The organism is Pseudomonas sp. CG7 (assembly GCF_023701885.1).
Classification (GTDB): domain Bacteria; phylum Pseudomonadota; class Gammaproteobacteria; order Pseudomonadales; family Pseudomonadaceae; genus Aquipseudomonas; species Aquipseudomonas zanjanensis.
Genome location: NZ_JABAEE010000047.1, coordinates 18,596 through 38,639, shown reverse-complemented (window position 1 = coordinate 38,639; position 20,044 = coordinate 18,596). Strand labels below are relative to the sequence as shown.

The following is a 20,044-nucleotide window of genomic DNA, read 5'->3' as shown; positions in this document are numbered from 1 at the left end:
GCATGAGCCGCTGGATAGAGGGGTAGAAAAATCTGGCCGCCCAAGTCCCCTGTCTGGCCGCCAATACCCTGCCCTGTCGGCGGCGAACGGCTTATTTGTATGACTCGGACCTCCGGTGCATTTCCAACAATAATAATGAGCCCCCCACATGAACCCGATCCGCACGACATTCGCCTTGCAATTGACCCTCGGCCTGGCCTGCGGCGCAGCCCTGCCCGCCTTGGCCACCGAATCGGGGGTCGACAACATCGGCCCAGGCACCGATGGCTTTTTCGTGCTGCCGCTGGAAGTCGACAGCCTTCCCGACCACATGGTCGCGTTCAACCTCTACTACAACCATTACAAGGCCCGGAAATTCAACATCAGTTCGTTGGGCGGCGAAGTGCCGGATGTCGAAATCGAATCCACGGCAGTGGTCCCGCGTATCGATTACCTGAGTCCGTTGCGAGTGGCCGGTGGACGCGCAGGGATCTACATCGCCCAACCCTGGCTCAAGCAGGAAGTCTCGGTGTTCGGCCTGCATGACACCCGTGAAGGCATGGGCGACACGACCATTTCACCCATTGTGCTCTGGGACATGGGCAAGCACCTGACCCTGGCCGCGGCGGTGGAAATCACTGTACCCACCGGCGAATACAGCACCGATCGACTGGCCAACACCAGCAACAATTTCTACACCTACAAGCCGCTGTTTTCCTTCACCTGGTTGCCCACGGAAGACACCGAGGTGTCGATGAAGACCACCTACAGCTTCAACCGCAAGAACAAGGACACCGACTACCGTTCCGGGCAGATTTTCCACTTCGACTATTCCGCCAGCTACCGCGTGACCGACAACCTGAGGCTGGGACTCAACGGCTACTACCTCAAGCAGACCACCGACGACAAACAGTACGGCCGCACCGTGCAATTCGCCGGGCAGGATGTGGACGACGGGGTCCGCGGCCAGGTCTTCGCCATCGGCCCGGCGCTGCACCTGACCTTCCTCAAGTACGCCAGCGCCGAGATCCGCTGGGCCAAGGAGTTTGAAGTGGAGAACCGCACCGAAGGCGAAATGCTCTGGGCCAAGATCAGTATTCCGTTTGCGTTCTAGAGGGTCTTTGGGCTTTTGTGGCGAGGGAGCTTGCTCCCGCTCGGCGGCGTAGCCGTCGTAAGCCGGCTGAGGTGATCTGTCTGGAAAATTGCGTTATCCGATTTGGGGCTGCTGCGCACCCCAGCGGGAGCAAGCTCCCTCGCCACAAGGGTTGTGCCTGGCAGGATAGAATCAGCCAACCAGCCATTTGAAACCTCAGCTCACCCCCAGAATCGATGCAAGATGCCCATTGAGAAACTTGCCGCCAGGGTCCAATACCTGGCGCACCTGGGTGAATTCGGTCCAGCGCGGGTACAACGCCTGGAGTGCCTTGGCGTTCAGCGAATGCAGCTTTCCCCAATGCGGACGGCCCTGGTATTTCCAGAAGATCGGCTCGATGGCGGCGAAGAAATTGTGGTGGTCCATCTGGTAATGCTGGTGCACGGAAATTGAGCAACTGTCCCGGCCTTCGAACATGCTCAAGGCGATGTCGTCGGCCTTCACGTAGCGGTATTCGATGGGAAACCAGGTGCGCAGGTCCTTGTCGCGGATCAGCGCGAGGATTTCCCGCAGGCACGCCGGGCCGTGTTCGGCCGGGACTGAATATTCCATCTCGTTGAAACGCACGGTGCGGGCGTTGGCGTAGATGTCATGGGAATCACCGACGCGGTCATCGAACTCGGCCACCAGCCGCAGGCTGTTGAGCAGCGCGCGCCGGATCGCTGGAAAATCGCTGCCGTACTTGTCGAGGTTTTCGATCAGGGAGACGAACTCGTTGCCGCCCTCCTCCTCGGGACTGATCGGCGGCGTGGCCGGATCGGTGGTCTCGTTCAGGGTGATCGACAGCGCATAGTCGGAATGGGTGACGACTTGCATTTCCCAGTGCTGGTTGTCCCGAGTGTTGGTGTGCACGTCCTCAAGCAACTCCTCGGTTTTCGCCACCCACTGGTGCTCGCGCAAGCGATAGGCCGCGCGGTTTTGTAAACGCACGCGGGTCACAAGGCCCAGCGCACCAAGGGACACCCGGCCGGCCTGGAACACCTCGGGATGACGCTGGGCATCGCAATCGAGGACCTCGCCATTGGCCGTCACCAGTTGCAGGCCGACCACTTGGGAGGCGTATGAGCCAAAGGCCTTGCCAGTGCCATGGGTCGAGGTGGCGATGGCACCGGCCAAGGTCTGGTAATCGACGTCGGCCATGTTCGGCAGTGCCTGGCCGATGGCCTTGAGCGCCGGGCCCATGCGGGACATGGGCGTGCCGCCGCCGAACTCGGCTTGCAGGCTGGCGCCGTCGTGGTCCAACAGGCCACTGAAAAAACTCAGCGACAACAAGGTGCCGTCGGTGGGCACCAGGGCGCTGAAGGAGTGCCCGGAACCCACCGGCCGAATCCGCCCTTCGGCGCGGCGCACCACCTGCACCAGTTCGTCGAGGTCCTTGGGGGCCAGGCGCGCCGCCGGCAGGCAACTCTGCGCACCGGACCAGTTGCGCCACGGGATCAAGCGAGGCGCGCGCAGCAGCGCGGCCAGGGCGCCCTGGCTGCCCAGTGCGGTAAAGGCGGCGACAACGCCGGCCTGTTGCAGCAACCGACGCCGTGAGTAGTCCATCGTCATGCCGAAAGTACCCGTATTTATTATTGGAGGTGTTGGCCGGACATGAAGGCGATCAGGGCCAGGAACTGCTCTTCGGAACAGTGCATGCACAGGCCCATCGGCGGCATGCCGTTGTAGCCGTTGACCGCGTGGTCCAGCAGGGTCTCGGCGCCCTGGGCGACCCGCGGGGCCCAGGCGTTCGTATCGCCGGTCAACGGCGCCCCGGCGCCGGGGTTGGCGTGGCAGAGTTTGCAACTGCTGTCGTAGCCCTGGGCCAGCGCCGCATCGCTGGGCATGGCTGTGAACACCGTGGGCGCGGGGGGCTTGGGCTCTTCGCCGCAGCCGGCGAGCAGGCTGCCGAGCAGCACGATGACGGCGGAGTGAAGCAAGGTTGAAGGCGAGATTGCCAACATAGGGCCCCTCTTGGCTGCGCTTTTCTTGTTGTGGCTCAACACTAAGGCACGCCAGCGCGTCGGCTGAGGTCATTGGGGGCCAGAAAAGGGGGCTTGGGCGGCCAGGGCATTCACTGAGCCCCCCTGTGGCCAGAGATTGCTCCCGCTGGGGTGCGAAGCAGCCCTGAGCCTGTCGCCTCGGAAAACGGCGGGTCGAGATTGAGCAACCAGCACTGCCCTCTGTGGGAGCGAGCTTGCTCGCGATAGCGGTCTGTCTGTCACCCTATGTGTTGAATGCGCCGACGTCATCGCGAGCAAGCTCGCTCCCACAGTTTTTGTTTTGGGGCTGTCGCATAAAGCTCAGGGCAACAACAACCCCTGCTCCCGCTCGCACAACTGCACCACGTAATCCCACAACACCCGCAGGCGGACGGACTTGTGCAGTTCGCGACGGGTGCTGATCCAGTAGCTGCGGCGGATGGTTTCGTCCGGCAGCAGCGGCACCAGCGTCGGGTCGCCGCTGGCCATGTAGCACGGCAGCACCGCGATCCCCAGGCCCGAGCGCGCGGCCTGTTGCTGGGCGATGACGCTGGTGCTGTGAAACACCACTCGAGGGTTGCGGCAAAAGCTGTTGAGAAACATCAGTTCCTGGCTGAACAACAGGTCGTCGACATAACCGATCCAGGCATGGCGGCCCAGGTCCTCGCGGCTGCGCAGTGCTGGCGAGCGATCCAGGTAGGCCTGGCTGGCGTACAGCGCCAAGCTGTAGTCGGTGAGTTTGCGGGTCACCAACAGGTCGGCCGCCGGGCGTTCGAGGTGGATGCTGATTTCCGCCTCACGGTTGAGGATGCTGACAAAGCGCGGCACCGCCACCAGTTCCACCTCCAGCCCCGGGTAGCGCTGGAACAGCCCGTCCATGCGGCTAGCCAGGAACATGATGCCCAGACCTTCCGTCACTCCCAGGCGGATCTTGCCCAGGGGTGCGCTGGACTGGGTGATGTCCTCCTGGGCCAGCAACGCCACGTTCTCCATGGCTTCGGCGTGCTTGAGCAATGTCTCGCCGGCCGGGGTCAGTTCATAGCCCTGGGCATGCTGGACGAACAGCGCGGTGCCGAGGCTTTTCTCGATGGCCTCGATGTGCCGGGCCACTGTGGCGTGGGTGGTGTTCAGCCGTCGGGCAGCCGTCAACAAACGCCCGCTGCGTTGCAGTTCCAGGAAATAGCGCAGGTCATTCCAGTCGAACATGGGCGATCCTTGAACACGCCTGAAGGCAGGGCTGTTTATAAACGCACAGCGGCTGCGCAAAAACTAACATTCTTTTGACGAAAACTAACAACTAGGATGGCTCCCACAACAACAAAAATGAGGTCGCGAATGCAACCTGTCGTCGATGAATACGATTACGTGATCGTGGGCGCCGGCCCTGCCGGGTGCTTGCTGGCCAATCGGCTTTCGGCCAACCCGCAACACCGGGTCCTGCTGCTCGAAGCCGGTGGGCGCGACAATTATCCGTGGATTCACATTCCGGTCGGCTACCTGTTCTGCATCGGCAACCCGCGCACCGACTGGTGCTTCAAGACCGAAGCGCAACCGGGCCTGCAAGGCCGCGCCCTGAGCTACCCGCGCGGCAAGGTCCTGGGCGGTTGTTCCTCCATCAACGGCATGATCTACATGCGCGGCCAGGCTGCCGATTACGACGACTGGGCCGCCGAAGGCAATCCCGGCTGGGCCTGGAAAGACGTCCTGCCGCTGTTCCGCCAGAGCGAAAACCACTTCGCCGGCGCGTCTGAATTCCACGGTGCCGGCGGCGAGTGGCGGGTCGAACGCCAGCGCCTGTCATGGCCGATTCTCGATGCCTTCCGCAGCGCCGCCGAGCAGAGCGGCATCCCCAACGTCGACGATTTCAACAGCGGCGACAATGAAGGCTGCGGCTATTTCCAGGTCAATCAGAAAACCGGGGTGCGCTGGAACGCGGCCAAGGCGTTTCTCAAGCCGATTCGCCAGCGCGCCAACCTCACCGTATTGACCGACGTCGAGGTCGACCGGGTGTTGCTGCGTGACGACCGCGCCCATGCCGTCAGCGCTCGCTGGCAAGGCAAGGGCATGACCTTCACGGCCCGCAAGCAAATCGTCCTGTGCGCCGGCGCCGTGGGTACGCCGGGGATCCTGCAACGCTCCGGGATCGGCCCGCGCAGCTTGCTGCAACGCCTGGGCATCGGCGTGACCCATGAGTTGCCCGGTGTCGGCGGCAACTTGCAGGACCACCTGCAACTGCGGCTGATCTGTCAGTTGGAAAATGCCCGCACCCTGAACCAGATCGCCGGCAGCCTGTGGGGCAAAATGGGCATGGGCCTGCGCTACCTGTACGCCCGCAGCGGCCCGCTGTCCATGGCCCCCAGCCAACTCGGCGCATTCGCCCGCTCGGGCCCGGAGCAGGCCTCGGCCAACCTCGAATACCACGTACAGCCGTTGTCCCTGGAACGCTTCGGCGAACCGCTGCACAGCTTCCCGGCGTTCACCGCGTCGGTCTGCGACCTGCGCCCGCAAAGCCGTGGCCGGGTGGACATTCGTTCGGCCGACCCACACGAGGCGCCGCTGATCCAGCCCAATTACCTGGGTCACCCCGAAGACTTGCGAATCGCCGCCGACGCCATCCGCCTGACCCGACGCATCGTCGCGGCACCGGCCCTGAGCGCGTTCAAACCGGTGGAATACCTGCCGGGCCCCAGCCTGCAGACCGAAGAGGAACTGCACCAGGCCGCCGCCCGCATCGGCACGACGATCTTCCACCCGGTCGGCACATGCCGCATGGGCCAGGACGGCCACGCCGTGGTGGATGCGCAACTGCGCGTGCATGGCATCAAGGGCTTGCGCATCGCCGATGCCTCGATCATGCCGCGCATCACCTCGGGCAATACCTGCTCGCCGACGCTGATGATTGCCGAGAAGGCGGCGCAGATGATGCTCGAGGCAGACACCCGAATCACCACGCCGCAAAAGGAGCCTGCCACGGTCTGAAAAACAAGTAAGCCCCCCTGTGGGAGCGAGCCTGCTCGCGAAGGCGGAGTGTCAGCTAACGATGATGTCGACTAGCACACCGCCTTCGCGAGCAGGCTCGCTCCCACAGGGGAATGCGTGTAAGCAAGGAACGTGTCAAATCAGGAGACGCCACCCCGGCGTCGCAGTGGAACAACAAAAACAATCACTGTGAGGGATACCGCTATGTCCGAGCATGTTCAGCCCCTGGAAGCCACGCGCAGCGCCGGCACCAGCCAGGAAACCCAGAAAGTCATCTTCGCCTCGTCCCTGGGGACGGTGTTCGAGTGGTACGACTTTTTCCTCTACGGCGCCCTGGCGGCGGTGATCAGCAAGCAGTTCTTTGCCGGGGTCAACGACACCACCGCGTTCATCTTCGCCCTGATGGCCTTCGCCGCCGGTTTCATCGTGCGGCCGTTCGGGGCCCTGGTGTTCGGGCGGCTGGGGGACATGATCGGGCGCAAGTACACGTTCCTGGCCACCATCGTGCTCATGGGCCTGGCGACGTTCTGCGTCGGCCTGCTGCCCAACTACGCCAGCATCGGCATCGCCGCGCCAATCATCCTGGTGGTGTTGCGCATGCTCCAGGGCCTGGCCCTGGGCGGTGAGTACGGTGGCGCGGCGACTTATGTCGCCGAGCACGCGCCAATGGGCAAGCGCGGTTTTCATACCAGTTGGATTCAGTCCACGGCCACCCTCGGGCTGCTGCTGTCGCTGCTGGTGGTTTTGGGCTGCCGCTACTTCACCGGCGATCAGTTCGAAGTCTGGGGCTGGCGCATTCCTTTCCTGCTGTCGATCCTCCTGCTGGGCATTTCCACCTGGATTCGCCTGAGCCTGCATGAGTCGCCGGCCTTCCTGAAAATGAAAGAGGAAGGCAAGTGCTGCAAGGCGCCGATTCGCGAATCCTTCGGCAAATGGGAAAACCTCAAAGTGGTGCTGATCGCCCTGTTCAGCATCAACGCCGGGCAAGCGGTGACCTTCTACGCCGCGCAATTCTATCTGCTGTTTTTCCTCACCCAATTCCTCAAGATGGACCCGGCCCTCGCCAATAGCCTGCTGATTGTCAGCGTGGTGATCGGCGCACCGTTCTTCATCTTTTTCGGCTGGCTGTCGGACAAGGTCGGGCGCAAACCGGTGCTGATGATCGGCCTGCTGCTGGCGACTGCCCTGTACTTCCCGATCTTCAAGACCTTGGCCCACTATGCCAACCCGGCCATCGACCTGGCGAGCCGCCAGGCACCCATCACCGTGACCGCCGATCCGGCCACCTGCACCGTCCAGGTCGACCCGGTGGGCAAGGCGCGTTTCGACAGCCCTTGCGACAAGGTCAAGACCTTCCTGGTCAAGCAAGGCCTGCCCTACAGCAGCGTCGCGGCCCCGGTCGGCAGCACGGTGCAGATCAGCGTCGGTGACGTGAAACTCGAAGGCTACGACGAGGCGGCCCTGCGCGGTGCGGTGACCCTGGCCGGCTACCCGCAACAGGCCGATGCGCAGCAGATCAACCGCCCGATGATCGTGGCCTTGATCGTGGCGCTGATCATCATCTCGGCGATGTGCTACGGACCGCTGGCGGCGTTGATGGTCGAACTGTTCCCGACCCGCATTCGCTACACCTCCATGTCCCTGCCCTACCACATCGGCAACGGCTGGTTCGGCGGTTTCCTGCCCACCGTGTCGTTTGCCCTGGTGGTCTACACCGGGGATATCTTCTATGGGCTGTGGTACCCGGTGGTGATCACCGGGGTGAGCCTGGTGGTGGGCATGATCTGCCTGCGGGAAACCAAGAACGTGGACCTGGATACCAACTGAGGGGCAGAACCGTGGCGAGGGCACTGGCGCCCTCGCCACCGCCTCAGAAGCGCGCCTTCATCGTCATGGTGAAGTTGCGCGGCTCACCGTAATAGTTGCCGAAACCCTCGGTGCCGATGGTGGTGTAGTAGCGCTTGTCGAACAGGTTGTTGCGATTGAGGGCCACCGACCAGGTGTCATCGATGCGGTAGCCAACGCGACCGTTCCACACCGCATAACCGGCCTGGGTGATCTTCTCGCCGCTGACCGGCGATACACGGAAGTTGTCGCTTTGGGCATTGACCCCGGCGCCGACACTGAACCGTTCCAATGCCCCGCCGAGGGCATAATCGCCCCACAGGCGCAGCACATGGCGCGGCACGTAGCTGTTGAACGAGCCGCCGTTGAGGCTGGTATCAATGTCGTCGAGGGTCTTGGTCTGGGTGTAGGTGTAGCCGGCCAGCAATTGCAGGCGCTCGATGACTTCACCGCTGATCTCGGCTTCGAAACCCTGGGCGCGCACCTTGCCGGCGTTCTCATAGCAGTAACCGTCCGAGGACGCACAGCTGGAGGCGTAGTCCGTCTGGGCCTGGTCTTTCTGCACTGTGCGGAACAGGTTGAAGGCACTGTTCAGGCGTCCCTCGAACCACTCGCCCTTGATCCCCAGCTCATAACTCTCGCCCACCAGGGGCTTGAGTGCCGAGCCGCTTTCGGAGCGGTAGTTGCCCTGGGGCGTGAAGATATCCGAATAGCTGGCATAGGCCGTCAGGTGCTCGTTGAGGTCCAGCAACACGGCGGTAAACGGCGTGACTTGGCCCGTCTCCGTGCTCTTGGCGTGCTCCGAACCGCCGGTGAGGAACTCCGAATCGGTCTTGGAGCTGTACCAGCTCACCCGGCTGCCGACGACAAACGTCAACGGGTCCGCCAGTTTCAGCCGCAGGGTCGAATACATGCCGTGCTGCTCGGTCAGGGTCTTGACCGGTCCACCGCGCGTCGAGTTTTCGATGAAATAACTGTCGTCCGGTTCGGGAATATGCCGATCTGGCTCGAACACATTCTGATTCTGGGGCAGCAGTGCCACCGAGAAGAAGTCATCCTTGTCCGAGCGGCTGGCGTTGAAACCGACGATCAACTCATGTTGTTGCCCCAGGGCGTCGAACTTGCCGTCCAGGTAGGCGTCGAGGCCGTAATCGACCTGGTCATAGTCGTACATGCTGCCCAGCATGTTGGTGGTCGAGGTACCGGGCGCCACCGAGCCCGATGCAAAGGCGTATTTGATGTCCTGGGTATTTTTGGTATAGACCCCGGCGACCTTCACGGCCCAATCGTCATTGAGGTGATGGGCGATATCACCGAACACCGTGGTCCGCTGGCTACGCCAGGTGTTCCACGACGGGTCCAGGCAGGTGGAGCGGCTGAGTTTCAGGTCGCTGCCGTCCCGGTAGCGCGGCAGCCCGCCCCAGCAGGGGCTTGCGTCGACGTCTTCATAGGCAACGCCAAGGCCGAGCGTCGTGTCGGGCGACAGGTCGAAGTCCAGGGCGCCGTAGTAGATCTGGTCCTTGCGCCGGGCATCGTCGTAGAAATAATGCCGGCTCTGCTCGGCGATCACCGCCCTGCCCCGCACGGTGCCGGAATCATTCAACGGGCCACCGGTATCGACTTGCCCACGGTAGTTGTCCCAGGTGCCACCGGACAGGCTGAGTTCGGTCTGCGCCGTGGTCTGGCCGCGTTTACGCACGAAGTTGACGCCGCCGGACGTGCCGCCTGCCCCCTTCATCATCCCGGCGGCGCCACGCAGGACTTCGACACGGTCGTAATAAGCCATGTCGCTGCTGAAACTGTCGGCCTGGACATAGCTGTTGCCCATGTCCAGCGGAACGCCGTCGTATTGATACTGGCCCGACATGCGGAACCCGCGGGAATAGAAATACTTGCCGCCCATGGTCGAGTCGTAGACGGTGATGCCAGGCGTCTTCTCCATGACTTGTTCGATGGTATTGAGGTTCTGGTCATCGAGCATCTTGCGGGTGATCACCGTCACCGACTGCGGCGTTTCGCGCAGGGAGTGCTCGCCCTTGCTGATGGTGACCGCCCCCGTCGTGTAGGAATTGCTCTGCTCGGTGGTCGCCCCGAGCCGCTGTGCCTCGATGCGGGTGGCGCCCAGTTCCATGGCCGAACCGTTGGCAGGCAGCCGGCGCAGCACGTACGTGCCGTTGGCCTGGGGCTCGGCTTGCAGGCCACTACCGCCAAGAATGCGAGCAAAGCCCTCGCCCACGCCGAAAGAACCTTTCAGGCCGGGCGATTGCAAACCTTCGAGTTGCCGAGCGTCAAACGAAAGGGCAATACCGGCGGCACTGGAAAAACGGGTCAGCACATCCACCAGGCGGCCGGCGCCGATATCGTAGGCCTGCACCGCACTCTGCTGCGCCGCAGCCGCTGCAACCGGACTGGCATTCACGACCGTGGCGCCAGCGGTCGTGACCGCCAGCAAGCCGATTTTCACTGCAAACACCAGACGGCCTGGCGCACTCACCCACGTCATATTTCCCCTCCCCCAAACGGTCGATAAAAACTCACTGAGGAAGAGCCGAACGATGAGGATGAAAAGTGCAAGGGTTGGTTTTTTTATTACGCAGCATCAGCGCCGATCGCCACCGGCGACCTGGACCCAGAATCGGCTGTAGCGGGTCACCCGCAACGAAAAGCCACTTTCCAGCGCGGCCAGGGCGAGATCAGTGTCATCGACGGGAAATACACCGGTCACCTTCAAGTCGCCAATCGCCGGGTCCCAACGCAGCACGCCGGGACGGTAACGCGACAGTTCATCCAACAGCGCCGCCAGGGGACGGTCAATGGCGATAATGCTTCCCTTCTGCCAGGCCCCCACCGACACATCGTTGCCGCGTAGCGTCCCTAACGAACGCTCATTGAAATCCAGGCGCTGGCCGGCCTCGACGCGCATACTTGCTCCACGTGCTGGCAGGCTCACCTCGACCGCTTTCTCCAGCACCGCCACTTCACCGCCCCGCGCCTGGCTACGGACAATGAAACGCGTGCCCAGGGCCAGCACCTCGGCCGGCCCCGTGACCACCTTGAACGGACGGCGCTGGGGAACGACCGCCGTCGTCACGAGCACCTCACCCCGCAACAGTTCCAGGCGCCGCTGCTGTCCATCGAAACGAACATTGATCGAGGTGTCGGTGTTGAGCATGAGCGTGCTGCCATCGGCCAACTGGACCTCGCGACGCTCGCCCACCGCCGTGCGGTAATCGCAAAGCAGGTTCTGCGTGGCCTGGCTGCGCCAGCTCAACCAACCCAGGCCGCCAGCGGATGTCAGCAGCAAGGCGCTGCGCAACACTTGGCGGCGGGAGCGCTGGTGGGTGTCGCTCAAGGTCGGTGCCGCCAGGGCGCCCGGCACACTCGCCATTTGCTCGGCCACCGCGGCCATGCGCTGCCAGGCCTGGCCGTGCAACGGATCGGCAGCCAGCCAGGCGCGCCAATCGGCCCGGTCCGCGTCGGTGGCAATCCCGGAATTCAGCCGGGCGTACCACCGTGCCGCCACACGGATGGCTTGCAATTCTTCGGGCGGCAGGTTCATGAAAGCTGCAATTGAATTTGCATGAGGCAGCAATGCTCCATGGCCTTGGCCATGTGATTGTTGACCGTGCGGACGCTGACGCCCAGGCGCTCGGCAATTTGCGGATAGGTCAGGCCATCGAACTGCGACAGGATGAACGCCTGCCTGACGCGCGGCCCCAATCCCAGGAGCAGACGATCGATCTCCATCAGGGCCTGGAGCAGGATCGCCTGCTCTTCCAGCGAGGGGTGCTGCTCTTGCGGCATGGCGGCCAATGCTTCGAGGTAGGATTGTTCCAGCGAGCGGCGGCGAAACAGGTCGATCAACAGCCCTTTGGCGATCATCGACAGGTACGGGCGCGGCTCGCGGATATCCAGCGCCGTGCGCGCCTTGATGACCCGCACAAACGTATCCTGGGTCAGGTCAGCCGCATCGAAGGCATTGCCCAAGCGCTTGCGCAACCAGCCCTGGAGCCAACTGTGATGATCACTGTACAGAACGTCGACAGCACTGCGTAGGGTCAGATCGTTGGCGGGCATGGCAATGGAATAATTCGCGACTGATAATGACTCGCATTGTCATAGACACCACCGCCGCTTGCAACCCAAACGTGCCCGGACACTCCCCCTCTCTGGAATCACTCAGTTGATCGAGTGATTTTTCACCGTGCTCTCCACCAGGTCCAACATCTGTCCCAAGGCCCAAGGCTTGGCAATGAACGACGCGTGGTGCTTGATTCCGGCGCTTTCCGGCGTCTCGAAACCAGACATGATCAACAGCGGGATCTGCGGCCAGCGATCCCCCGTGAGGTTGGCCAGCTCCGCACCGTCGATCTTGCCGGGCATGGTGATGTCCGTGAGCAACAGATCGACGTAGTGGGCGCTTTCTTCGAGGAACGTCAACGCCGCATCGGCGCTTTCCCGAGGCTCCACGACGAACCCTTCGTCCTCGAGGATTTCACAGAGGAACTCCAGAATGGTTGGATCATCTTCCACAACGAGAATCAAACGTGTAGTCGCCTGGCCGTCGCCATTTGGCATCGAATTCATGAAAGTGACTCTCCTTGACCTCATAAACCTTCTTTGCGGTTTCAACCGCCTTGAAGTTATGAGCGATACCCTTTCGAGAAATTCATTCTGCGTGCCAACCGACCGCCGAATGTCACGCCAGCCCCCTTGGCAACGCAGCGCAACGCTTTTATCTGTATATCCATACAGATAAAACTTGCCCTGGCGCCCATCCATGACCATGCTACAGCCCATGAAATCTGCTTCAGGAAAAGGGCGCTATGCAGCTGTACCTGTGTGAAAAACCGTCCCAGGCCAAGGACATCGCCGCCGTACTCGGTGCCACGCGCCGTGGCGACGGTTGCTGGCTGGGCCCGGGCATCACGGTCACCTGGTGCATCGGCCCCCTGCTGGAACCCGCTCCACCCGATGCCTACGACGCGCGCTACAAGCGCTGGGTCCTGGCCGTCCTGCCCATCGTGCCGGCGCAATGGAAAATGTCCGTCAAGCCGAAATCCGCCAGCCAGTACAAGGCGGTCAAGCGCCTGTTGGGAGAAGCGAAAGAACTGGTGATCGCCACCGACGCCGACCGTGAGGGCGAAATGATCGCCCGGGAGCTGGTAGAACATTGCCGTTATCGCGGGCCGATCCAGCGGTTATGGTTGTCGGCCCTGGACGAAGCGTCGATCCGCAAGGCCCTGGCCGCCCTCAAACCGGGGGTCGAAACCTTCAACCTGTATCACTCGGCCCTGGGTCGCTCCCGGGCCGACTGGTTGATCGGCATGAACATGAGTCGCCTGTTCACGTTGCTGGGGCGCCAGTCCGGCTACCAGGGCGTGTTGCCGGTCGGTCGCGTGCAGACACCGACGCTGCGACTGGTGGTGGACCGCGACCGCAGCATCGCCCACTTCGTGCCCGTCGCCTATTGGGCCATCGACGTGCAGCTCAGCCACGACGGCACGGCGTTTACCGCCCAGTGGCGCGCCGACCCGGATGCCTGCGACGACCAGGAGCGCTGCCTGAACCAGGCCCTGGCCCGGGACGCCGCCCAGGCCATGGGCAACGCCACCACCGCCCGGACGCTGAAAGTACGTACCGAGCGCCTGCACGAAGCGGCGCCGTTGCCCTTCGACCTGGGCACCCTGCAGGAAGTCTGCTCGAAGAAGCTCGGCCTCGGCGCCCAGGAAACCCTGGACATCGCCCAGTCGCTCTACGAGACCTACAAGCTCATCACCTATCCGCGCAGCGATTGCGGTTTCCTGCCCTTGAGCCAGCACAGCGAAGCACCGGCCATCCTGGCCGCCCTCGCCACGGCCGACCCCAGCCTCGCGCCACTGCGCGAGCATTTGCAGGCGCAGCGCAAGTCCCGGGCCTGGAACGACGCCAAGGTCAGCGCCCACCACGGCATCATTCCCACCGCCGCCGCCAGGAACCTGGACAAACTCGCCGGCAAGCAGCGCGCGGTCTATACGCTGATTCGCGCGCGCTACCTGGCGCAGTTCCTGCCCAACCACGAGTACGACCGGACCCAGGCCGACTTCGACTGTGCCGGCCAGGCGCTGCGTGCCGTGGGCAAGCAGATCGTCGAGCCCGGCTGGAAACGCGCCCTGCCCGAAGCACTGGCGCCGGCCAGGGGACGTGAAGCACCGGCGCCGCAGGTCCTGCCGGCATTGGCCGAAGGTCGCGATTGCGCGGTGGACGAAGTGAAACCCAAGGACCTCTGGACCCAGCCACCCAAGCCCTTCACCGAAGGCGACCTGATCAAGGCGATGAAGAACGTCGCCAAGCTGGTGGAGGACCCGTTGCTCAAGCAGAAGCTCAAGGACACCACCGGCATCGGCACCGAAGCGACCCGGGCCTCGATCATCCAAGGGCTGCTCGACCGCGGTTACCTGGTGAAAAACGGCAAGGCCCTGTCCGCCACCCCGGCGGCCTTCAGCCTCATCGACGCCGTGCCCCGGGCCATCGCCGACCCAGGCACCACCGCTATCTGGGAACAAGCCCTGGACATGGTGCAAAGCGGAGAAATGAGCCTGGAAGAATTCGTCACCCGGCAAGCCGCCTGGATGAGCAAGCACGTCGCCCGCTGCCAGGGCATGAGCCTGACCATCAGCGGCCCGGCCAGCCCCGCCGGGCGTGGCGCAACACCGTGGAAAAACAAGCGCAAGCCGGCCAAGCGCAAGGCTAGCGGTGCACCGCGCAAGGCCACTAAAGCCAGGGCAACCTGAGGGAAGCCGAACCCAGCGATAACCCCTTGTGGCGAGGGAGCTTGCTCCCGCTGGGCTGCGCAGCAGCCCCAAAAGTCTATATGCACACCCGGATTGAAACCCGAAGGCCTGGTTTCAAGGGCCGCTTCGCGCCCCAGCGGGAGCAAGCTCCCTCGCCACGGGTGATCACTCGCGGCCATTTTTCATACCCAAACCGTTTTGTCCGACAATATGTAGTGACCAAAAATAATCACTACAAAACCGTTGACGCCTCCGATTTGCCCTTGCATGATGCAGACGTCTCCCCGATCGGGAGTACAGGCAACTGTTTGAGCAAGCTCGTCTGACCGCCGAGCTGTTTTTTGGATAAGGGACTGCCCACAAGGCAGATTGAAGGTGCTGACCTGGCATGACCGTCCGGTAACGAGGACGAGAAACGCTAGCGAAGATCCTCATGACGCGCGTGGTCGACCCTCGAAAGTTGACACTGCCTGAGATTCTTCGCTGTTTCTCTTCGTTGTAGCGCATTTGCGTAGCAGCCCTTCGATAACACTACACAACCGATGCACGACACCGTCGAAGTCAGACGGACGAACGCTGACGGCCTGGTTTCGGTAGCAGGCAGGCACTTACCGAGTAGCGAAGTTTTTTGCGAACCACCAGACAGATCAACCAAATGGTCAAGGGGCTTACACATGAATCTGAACAATCAACCATCTATTGATGAACTGGCTCGCATGTTCGCCGCACACAAGGACACACTCGACAGCCATATCCTGTGGATCAGCAAGACTGGCCAGGTGCGTATGGACTGCCTGTCGCCCTACACCCAAGAAGACGAGTTCGAAAAGAACACGCAAGAGCTGTGCGCCCGGCTGAAGATGTACCGCCGTGGCCAGGGCTACGTGGGCAAGAAGGCCGCGGCTGACAAAGACTTCATGGGCCGCGTGCTGCAAACGCTGACCCAGGCCTGGCAATCGATGCAGAACACGTCCGAGGTCCGGGTTATCGACCGCCTCTGCTGAAATCCCCTAACAAAAGGGCCCGCGCCTGAACCAGGAGCGGGCCCGTTTTTTGTGAGACTAGTGGCTGTACGGTTAATTCGAGTACTCAAATTCGAGTGCCAGGGCTTGCCAGGCAAGGCGCCATGACGAGTCGTAGCCCGCTACGGCGAGGAATGGCAACGCAGGCTGGCAAGTTCTGGCGCCGAAGTTGAGTGCACGAATTAGCCACACAGGCCACTAGAACACCGACCAGCCAATGCGCTGGCTCATCATCTCCAGCGCCGCCATGCCGGCCAGGGAGTTGCCGGCGGCGTTGAGTTCCGGCGACCAGACGCAGACGGTGAACCGGCCCGGCACCACGGCGACAATCCCGCCACCGACACCACTCTTGCCCGGCAGGCCGACGCGATAAGCGAAATTGCCGGCCTCATCGTACAGACCGCTGGTGGCCATGATGGAATTGACCTGCTGGGTCTGCCGGGCGCTGAGGATCTGTTCGCCGCTGTGTTTGCAGAACCCGTCGTTGGCCTGGAAGCAGAACGCCCGCGCCAGGTCGATGCAGCTCATCCGCAGGGCGCAGTGGCTGAAATAACTGCGCAGCACCGCTTCCACGTCATTGTGGAAGTTGCCGAATGATTGCATCAGGTACGCCATCGCCGCGTTGCGGGCGCGGTGCTGGTACTCCGACTCGGCGACCTTGCCGTCCACCATCACCTGGGGGTTACCCGACAGGCGGCGCACGAAATCGCGCATCGACAGCGCTGGCGCGGCGAAACGGGACTGGTTGATATCGCAGATCACCAACGCACCGGCATTGATGAACGGGTTACGCGGGCGGCCGCGCTCGAATTCCAATTGCACCAGGGAGTTGAAAGGCTGGCCGGAGGGCTCATGGCCCAGGCGCTCCCAGATCGCTTCGCCGGAATGCCCGATGGCCTGCACCAGGCTGAACACCTTGGAAATACTCTGCACTGAAAACGCTGTTTCAGCGTCGCCGGCGTAATACAACTCGCCATCATTGCCGTACACGGCAATGCCCAACTGATTGGGCACCACGGTGCCCAGGGCAGGAATGTAGTCGGCTACCTTGCCCTGACCGATCAGGGGGCGAACCGCATCGAGGATCTCGTTCAACAGTGCTTGCATATGCGCGGGGTCCAGTCATTCCCCGTTCGAGTGCGGGGATACAGACGCTAGACGCTGGTGGGCGGGGTCAGAGCACACTGAGTTGCGAGGAAAAAACGTGGCGAGGGAGCTTGCTCCCGCTGGGCTATGGTAGGAGCTGCCGAAGGCTGCGATCTTTTGATCTTGATCTTGATCTTTCGCTTGAGATTCAAGTGTCCGGAAAAAGATCGCAGCCTCGTTGCACTCGTCAGCTCCTACACAGCTTCTACACAGCTCCTACAACGCGCCCCAGCGGGAGCAAGCTCCCTCGCCACAACAGCCGTGTTCGCCGCAATGAATGCAAGCATTTTCAGTGGCGCTGGTGGTCGAATCGAGCGGTCTATAGTTCAAAGGATCAATCGGCAGGAGTAGACGATGCGTCAGATCATGCAAAAAGAACCCTGGTGGGCCTCGCCGCCCCAGCCCGGGCAGGATGAAAGCGAACTGGAATGGGGCTGGCTGGTGATCTACAGCGAAGGCGAACCGCGCTTCGAGTTCATCAAGGAGCGTCCATCGGACGAACAGATCCGCCATCGCAAGGGTTGTCGCGTCACCCTCGGCTCGGAATGAGTCGGCCTGTCATGGCTTGAGGTCCGGCAAGACCACCGCTCGATTGGCCAGGTCCGCCTCCACCAGGTTGCCTTTGATTTCCTCGTCCAGGTAATACACCGGTGCCATCACCCCGCTGAGGGGATGCTTGAGTGACTTGAACCAGGCTTCGTCGAACGCCGCGCTCAGGCTCTTGCGGATCTGCGTCTCCATTTCCGGCCGCTCACCCTCGTGGATGATCGCGCGAATACCCGCCACGCCCACCGAAATCAACGCCCCGGCCGCCTTCCCGGCCACGGCCGCCGCCGCACCGGTCGCCCCACGCGTGGCGAACTGGGCCTCGATTTTTTCGCTGGTGCGTTGCGCCACCGTTGCAATCACCGCCTCCGATGGCCCGGCCCCCGTGCTTGCAGCCTTGTTGACGTGATCGATCAGGGCCGCATAGGCCGGCAAGGTGTTCAGCGGCTCGGCGTGAACCATCTCGTACAACGAAGCATCTCGCGCCGCCGGCGGACCCAGGCGGATGGCAGGGATGCCATGCAGGCGTCGGTTCATCAGCTCGTTCGGGATTCGATGCCGCTGGGCGATGACCTGGGCCGGTTGATTGAGCTGACGGAGGTAGTAGCCCGTCGCGTTGGCCCTGATCGCCTCGGGATCGATTTCCACCGCCACCGGCGCCAGCACCTGCTCGCGATATTGCTCCTGCAGGTAAACCGCCAGGCGCTTGGCCGAAGAATCCGCCTCGCCCTCGGCACTGGCCGCGTACCAACTGACCTTCACCGCCAGCCATTCCTGGGTCCAGTAGCTGCTGAACCAAGGGATGAATTCAGCCTCGGTGCGTTCATACACCAACACGCGCCAATGCTCCATCGACCCGCGTGCATAGACGGCCGCCTGTTCGAGGGCGCTCTTCGACGCCGCGATGATCTGCTGGTCTACCTGTCGCCAGGTGTCCTGGGCAATCATCACCGTGGCAACCGGTGGACCGCGCTGTGGCGTGGCGCACCCCGCCAGAACGAGCACAACGGCCAACATCAGCGAACGCCGCACAGTCGCGCCACCCCGGATTCCTGTCATCCATGGGGGTGAGTATAGGTCGCGATGAACAGGGATCCGGCCCAAACACGCCAAAACACCGCGATTCCCTGTGGGAGCGAGCTTGCTCGCGATGGCGTCCTGTCAGTCACTTCATCATCGACTGAACTGGCGCTATCGCGAGCAAGCTCGCTCCCACAGGGATTGTGTATCTCTCAGAACCGGGTGAAATGCTCGAATTGCCAATCATCGGCCGCACCATCCCCGCGAGCCTTGTGAAGGGCACCGGTCGGCGTCCAATCGGTGCGTTTGCCCACCAACGTCCCCAGGTAAGGCCGGGCGACTTCCAGCACGCGCTCATAGTCCATTTGTTCCGGCTCGACGATGCCACGATCCGGATGTTCAATGGCCCAGACGATTCCCGCCATGACACCGGCCGCCACTTGCAGGCTGGTGGCGTTATTGAAAGGCACCAGGGCCCTCGCCTCGTCAATGCTCAACACCGAACCGAACCAGTAGGCGTTCATTTCATGCCCCATCAACAAGACCCCCAGGGCATCCACCCCACCGGGGTCGATTTCGCCGTTGAGGATCCGCTGCCGAGCCTGGGTTTCCCAGCCACGACCGATCAGCTCATGGACAGAAAGCCAGGCATCGTTGCAGGGGTGATAGGCGTAATGCAGGGTCGGTCGATACACCAACTTGCGCTGGTCTTTCACGGTCAGCAAATCGGCCGTCGAAGCGGTTTCGTGGTGGGTGATCATCAGCCCCAGGCATGGCCCGCCCACCGGCGTCCAGGTCTTGATCAAGACGCTGGCGCTCGGGCGTTCCAGATAGATCGCGTTGCGGCTCCCGAAACCATGACGCCGGGCAGCCGTTGGCCAAGTCCGTTCATGGGAGCCCCAACCCAACTCGGCCGGCTGACGGCCCTCACTGATGAACCCCTCCACCGACCAGGTGTTGACGAACTCGTCGTCTGCCTTGGGACGCTGGGAGCGTTGGCTGTCGCGTTCGGCAAAATGAATGACCTTGATTCCCAACGCCATGCTCAGCCTGGCCCAGTCCACACCGCCCGGTTCTTGCGGCAGCGGCTGCTTCAATTGCGTCGCCAGTTCCACCAGCCCGGCCTTGAGCAAATGGGTGATCAAACCGGGATTGGCGCCATGGGCCACCACGGCCGTCGGGCCTTTGCCCAGTTTTTTGCGCAGGCCCAGCACTTGATAGCGCAACGCGTAGTTGGTCCGATGGGAAAGGTCCAAGTGCGGATCCTGGTAGCCTCCCGCCCACGGCTCGACGCAGGTGTCGAGGTACAGCGCGCCCTTCTCGAACGCGTACGCCATGAGGTCCAGGGAACTGACCTCGACGGACAGGTTGACGATGAAATCACCACGCTTGACGAAGCGATCCAGGATTTGTGCATAGGTTCGTCGGGTCAGGGCCTTGGGGATAAAACGGATTCCCCGCTCCTTGAACCAGATGTTTTGATCGATCACCGGTGCGATGACGGTGATCTGCTTGATCTCGACGTGATCCTGCCCCAGCAGCAAGGGCAACGTGGCCCGGGCGATGGAGCCGAAGCCGATGAAGATCAGACGGCCGGTGAACGGGACCTGACGTTTCATG

At 62.5% G+C, this 20,044-nt stretch carries 16 protein-coding genes; 6 read left to right on the top strand and 10 right to left on the bottom strand.

The window, feature by feature from the left end:
- Positions 1 to 148 precede the first annotated feature (148 nt).
- Complete coding sequence (locus tag HGO40_RS19040) at positions 149 to 1,093, top strand: SphA family protein (protein ID WP_250964273.1); 945 nt, start codon at positions 149 to 151, stop codon at positions 1,091 to 1,093.
- Positions 1,094 to 1,288: 195 nt separating this feature from the next.
- On the opposite strand, the gene HGO40_RS19035 is transcribed toward HGO40_RS19040, so the two are convergent.
- The 3 genes from HGO40_RS19035 to HGO40_RS19025 all read right to left on the bottom strand — a co-directional run bounded on the left by HGO40_RS19035 (position 1,289) and on the right by HGO40_RS19025 (position 4,299).
- Complete coding sequence (locus HGO40_RS19035) at positions 1,289 to 2,683, bottom strand: D-arabinono-1,4-lactone oxidase (protein ID WP_250964272.1); 1,395 nt, start codon at positions 2,681 to 2,683, stop codon at positions 1,289 to 1,291.
- A 20-nt stretch (positions 2,684 to 2,703) separates the two neighbouring features.
- Complete coding sequence (locus tag HGO40_RS19030) at positions 2,704 to 3,075, bottom strand: c-type cytochrome (RefSeq protein ID WP_250964271.1); 372 nt, start codon at positions 3,073 to 3,075, stop codon at positions 2,704 to 2,706.
- 339 nt (positions 3,076 to 3,414) lie between these two features.
- Positions 3,415 to 4,299 (bottom strand): LysR family transcriptional regulator, encoded by an 885-nt coding sequence (locus HGO40_RS19025; RefSeq protein ID WP_186710588.1) that lies wholly within the window; start codon positions 4,297 to 4,299, stop codon positions 3,415 to 3,417.
- Positions 4,300 to 4,428: 129 nt separating this feature from the next.
- Here HGO40_RS19025 and HGO40_RS19020 point away from each other — a divergent pair, with 129 nt between their 5' ends.
- On the top strand, positions 4,429 to 6,072 hold the full coding sequence (locus HGO40_RS19020; RefSeq protein ID WP_250964270.1) for a GMC family oxidoreductase: 1,644 nt from the start codon (positions 4,429 to 4,431) through the stop codon (positions 6,070 to 6,072).
- A gap of 204 nt (positions 6,073 to 6,276) precedes the next feature.
- A complete protein-coding gene (locus HGO40_RS19015) occupies positions 6,277 to 7,899 on the top strand; it encodes an MFS transporter (protein ID WP_250964269.1) in 1,623 nt (540 codons plus the stop codon).
- Between the two features lie 43 nt (positions 7,900 to 7,942).
- Here the strand turns inward: HGO40_RS19015 and HGO40_RS19010 are convergent, their stop codons facing one another.
- From HGO40_RS19010 to HGO40_RS18995, 4 genes are all read right to left on the bottom strand, one after another.
- Positions 7,943 to 10,420: a TonB-dependent siderophore receptor gene (locus HGO40_RS19010; protein WP_250964268.1), complete on the bottom strand. Its 2,478-nt coding sequence runs from the start codon at positions 10,418 to 10,420 to the stop codon at positions 7,943 to 7,945.
- Positions 10,421 to 10,516: 96 nt separating this feature from the next.
- Positions 10,517 to 11,476 (bottom strand): FecR domain-containing protein, encoded by a 960-nt coding sequence (locus HGO40_RS19005; protein ID WP_250964267.1) that lies wholly within the window; start codon positions 11,474 to 11,476, stop codon positions 10,517 to 10,519.
- Complete coding sequence (locus HGO40_RS19000; protein WP_250964266.1) at positions 11,473 to 11,994, bottom strand: sigma-70 family RNA polymerase sigma factor; 522 nt, start codon at positions 11,992 to 11,994, stop codon at positions 11,473 to 11,475. The genes HGO40_RS19005 and HGO40_RS19000 overlap by 4 nt, the downstream gene beginning before the upstream one ends.
- Before the next feature lie 102 nt (positions 11,995 to 12,096).
- Positions 12,097 to 12,504 carry a response regulator gene (locus HGO40_RS18995; RefSeq protein ID WP_186710484.1) on the bottom strand — a complete coding sequence of 136 codons (408 nt, stop codon included), beginning with the start codon at positions 12,502 to 12,504 and terminating at the stop codon, positions 12,097 to 12,099.
- 239 nt (positions 12,505 to 12,743) lie between these two features.
- On the opposite strand from HGO40_RS18995, the gene HGO40_RS18990 reads away from it, so the two are divergent.
- Both HGO40_RS18990 and HGO40_RS18985 read left to right on the top strand, forming a co-directional pair.
- Positions 12,744 to 14,690 (top strand): DNA topoisomerase III, encoded by a 1,947-nt coding sequence (locus HGO40_RS18990; RefSeq protein WP_250964265.1) that lies wholly within the window; start codon positions 12,744 to 12,746, stop codon positions 14,688 to 14,690.
- A gap of 674 nt (positions 14,691 to 15,364) precedes the next feature.
- On the top strand, positions 15,365 to 15,694 hold the full coding sequence (locus HGO40_RS18985; RefSeq protein ID WP_186710489.1) for a hypothetical protein: 330 nt from the start codon (positions 15,365 to 15,367) through the stop codon (positions 15,692 to 15,694).
- Positions 15,695 to 15,910: 216 nt separating this feature from the next.
- Here HGO40_RS18985 and glsB read toward each other — a convergent pair whose 3' ends face one another.
- The gene (gene glsB, locus HGO40_RS18980) at positions 15,911 to 16,819 is read right to left on the bottom strand and encodes a glutaminase B (RefSeq protein ID WP_250964264.1); all 909 of its coding nucleotides are present in this window, start codon (positions 16,817 to 16,819) and stop codon (positions 15,911 to 15,913) included.
- 393 nt (positions 16,820 to 17,212) lie between these two features.
- Between glsB and HGO40_RS18975 the strand changes: the two genes are divergently transcribed.
- Positions 17,213 to 17,407: a hypothetical protein gene (locus HGO40_RS18975; protein WP_053123348.1), complete on the top strand. Its 195-nt coding sequence runs from the start codon at positions 17,213 to 17,215 to the stop codon at positions 17,405 to 17,407.
- 9 nt (positions 17,408 to 17,416) lie between these two features.
- On the opposite strand, the gene HGO40_RS18970 is transcribed toward HGO40_RS18975, so the two are convergent.
- Together HGO40_RS18970 and HGO40_RS18965 are read right to left on the bottom strand one after the other, a co-directional pair.
- A complete protein-coding gene (locus tag HGO40_RS18970; protein ID WP_250964263.1) occupies positions 17,417 to 18,421 on the bottom strand; it encodes a hypothetical protein in 1,005 nt (334 codons plus the stop codon).
- 215 nt (positions 18,422 to 18,636) lie between these two features.
- Positions 18,637 to 20,043, bottom strand: coding sequence for a saccharopine dehydrogenase C-terminal domain-containing protein (locus HGO40_RS18965; RefSeq protein ID WP_250964262.1), 1,407 nt, complete (start codon positions 20,041 to 20,043; stop codon positions 18,637 to 18,639).
- Position 20,044: the final 1 nt, after the last annotated feature.

What these genes read in the sequence shown, in the direction of transcription:
- HGO40_RS18985 (WP_186710489.1), top strand. Translation starts at nt 15,365, where the DNA reads ATGAATCTGAACAATCAACCATCTATTGATGAACTGGCTCGCATGTTC.
- HGO40_RS19040 (WP_250964273.1), top strand. Translation starts at nt 149, where the DNA reads ATGAACCCGATCCGCACGACATTCGCCTTGCAATTGACCCTCGGCCTG.
- HGO40_RS19015 (WP_250964269.1), top strand. Translation starts at nt 6,277, where the DNA reads ATGTCCGAGCATGTTCAGCCCCTGGAAGCCACGCGCAGCGCCGGCACC.
- HGO40_RS19005 (WP_250964267.1), bottom strand. Translation starts at nt 11,476, where the DNA reads ATGAACCTGCCGCCCGAAGAATTGCAAGCCATCCGTGTGGCGGCACGG.
- HGO40_RS19000 (WP_250964266.1), bottom strand. Translation starts at nt 11,994, where the DNA reads ATGCCCGCCAACGATCTGACCCTACGCAGTGCTGTCGACGTTCTGTAC.
- HGO40_RS18990 (WP_250964265.1), top strand. Translation starts at nt 12,744, where the DNA reads ATGCAGCTGTACCTGTGTGAAAAACCGTCCCAGGCCAAGGACATCGCC.
- HGO40_RS18970 (WP_250964263.1), bottom strand. Translation starts at nt 18,421, where the DNA reads ATGTTGGCCGTTGTGCTCGTTCTGGCGGGGTGCGCCACGCCACAGCGC.
- HGO40_RS19025 (WP_186710588.1), bottom strand. Translation starts at nt 4,299, where the DNA reads ATGTTCGACTGGAATGACCTGCGCTATTTCCTGGAACTGCAACGCAGC.
- HGO40_RS19030 (WP_250964271.1), bottom strand. Translation starts at nt 3,075, where the DNA reads ATGTTGGCAATCTCGCCTTCAACCTTGCTTCACTCCGCCGTCATCGTG.
- HGO40_RS18965 (WP_250964262.1), bottom strand. Translation starts at nt 20,043, where the DNA reads ATGAAACGTCAGGTCCCGTTCACCGGCCGTCTGATCTTCATCGGCTTC.
- glsB (WP_250964264.1), bottom strand. Translation starts at nt 16,819, where the DNA reads ATGCAAGCACTGTTGAACGAGATCCTCGATGCGGTTCGCCCCCTGATC.
- HGO40_RS18995 (WP_186710484.1), bottom strand. Translation starts at nt 12,504, where the DNA reads ATGAATTCGATGCCAAATGGCGACGGCCAGGCGACTACACGTTTGATT.
- HGO40_RS19035 (WP_250964272.1), bottom strand. Translation starts at nt 2,683, where the DNA reads ATGACGATGGACTACTCACGGCGTCGGTTGCTGCAACAGGCCGGCGTT.
- HGO40_RS18975 (WP_053123348.1), top strand. Translation starts at nt 17,213, where the DNA reads ATGCGTCAGATCATGCAAAAAGAACCCTGGTGGGCCTCGCCGCCCCAG.
- HGO40_RS19010 (WP_250964268.1), bottom strand. Translation starts at nt 10,420, where the DNA reads ATGACGTGGGTGAGTGCGCCAGGCCGTCTGGTGTTTGCAGTGAAAATC.
- HGO40_RS19020 (WP_250964270.1), top strand. Translation starts at nt 4,429, where the DNA reads ATGCAACCTGTCGTCGATGAATACGATTACGTGATCGTGGGCGCCGGC.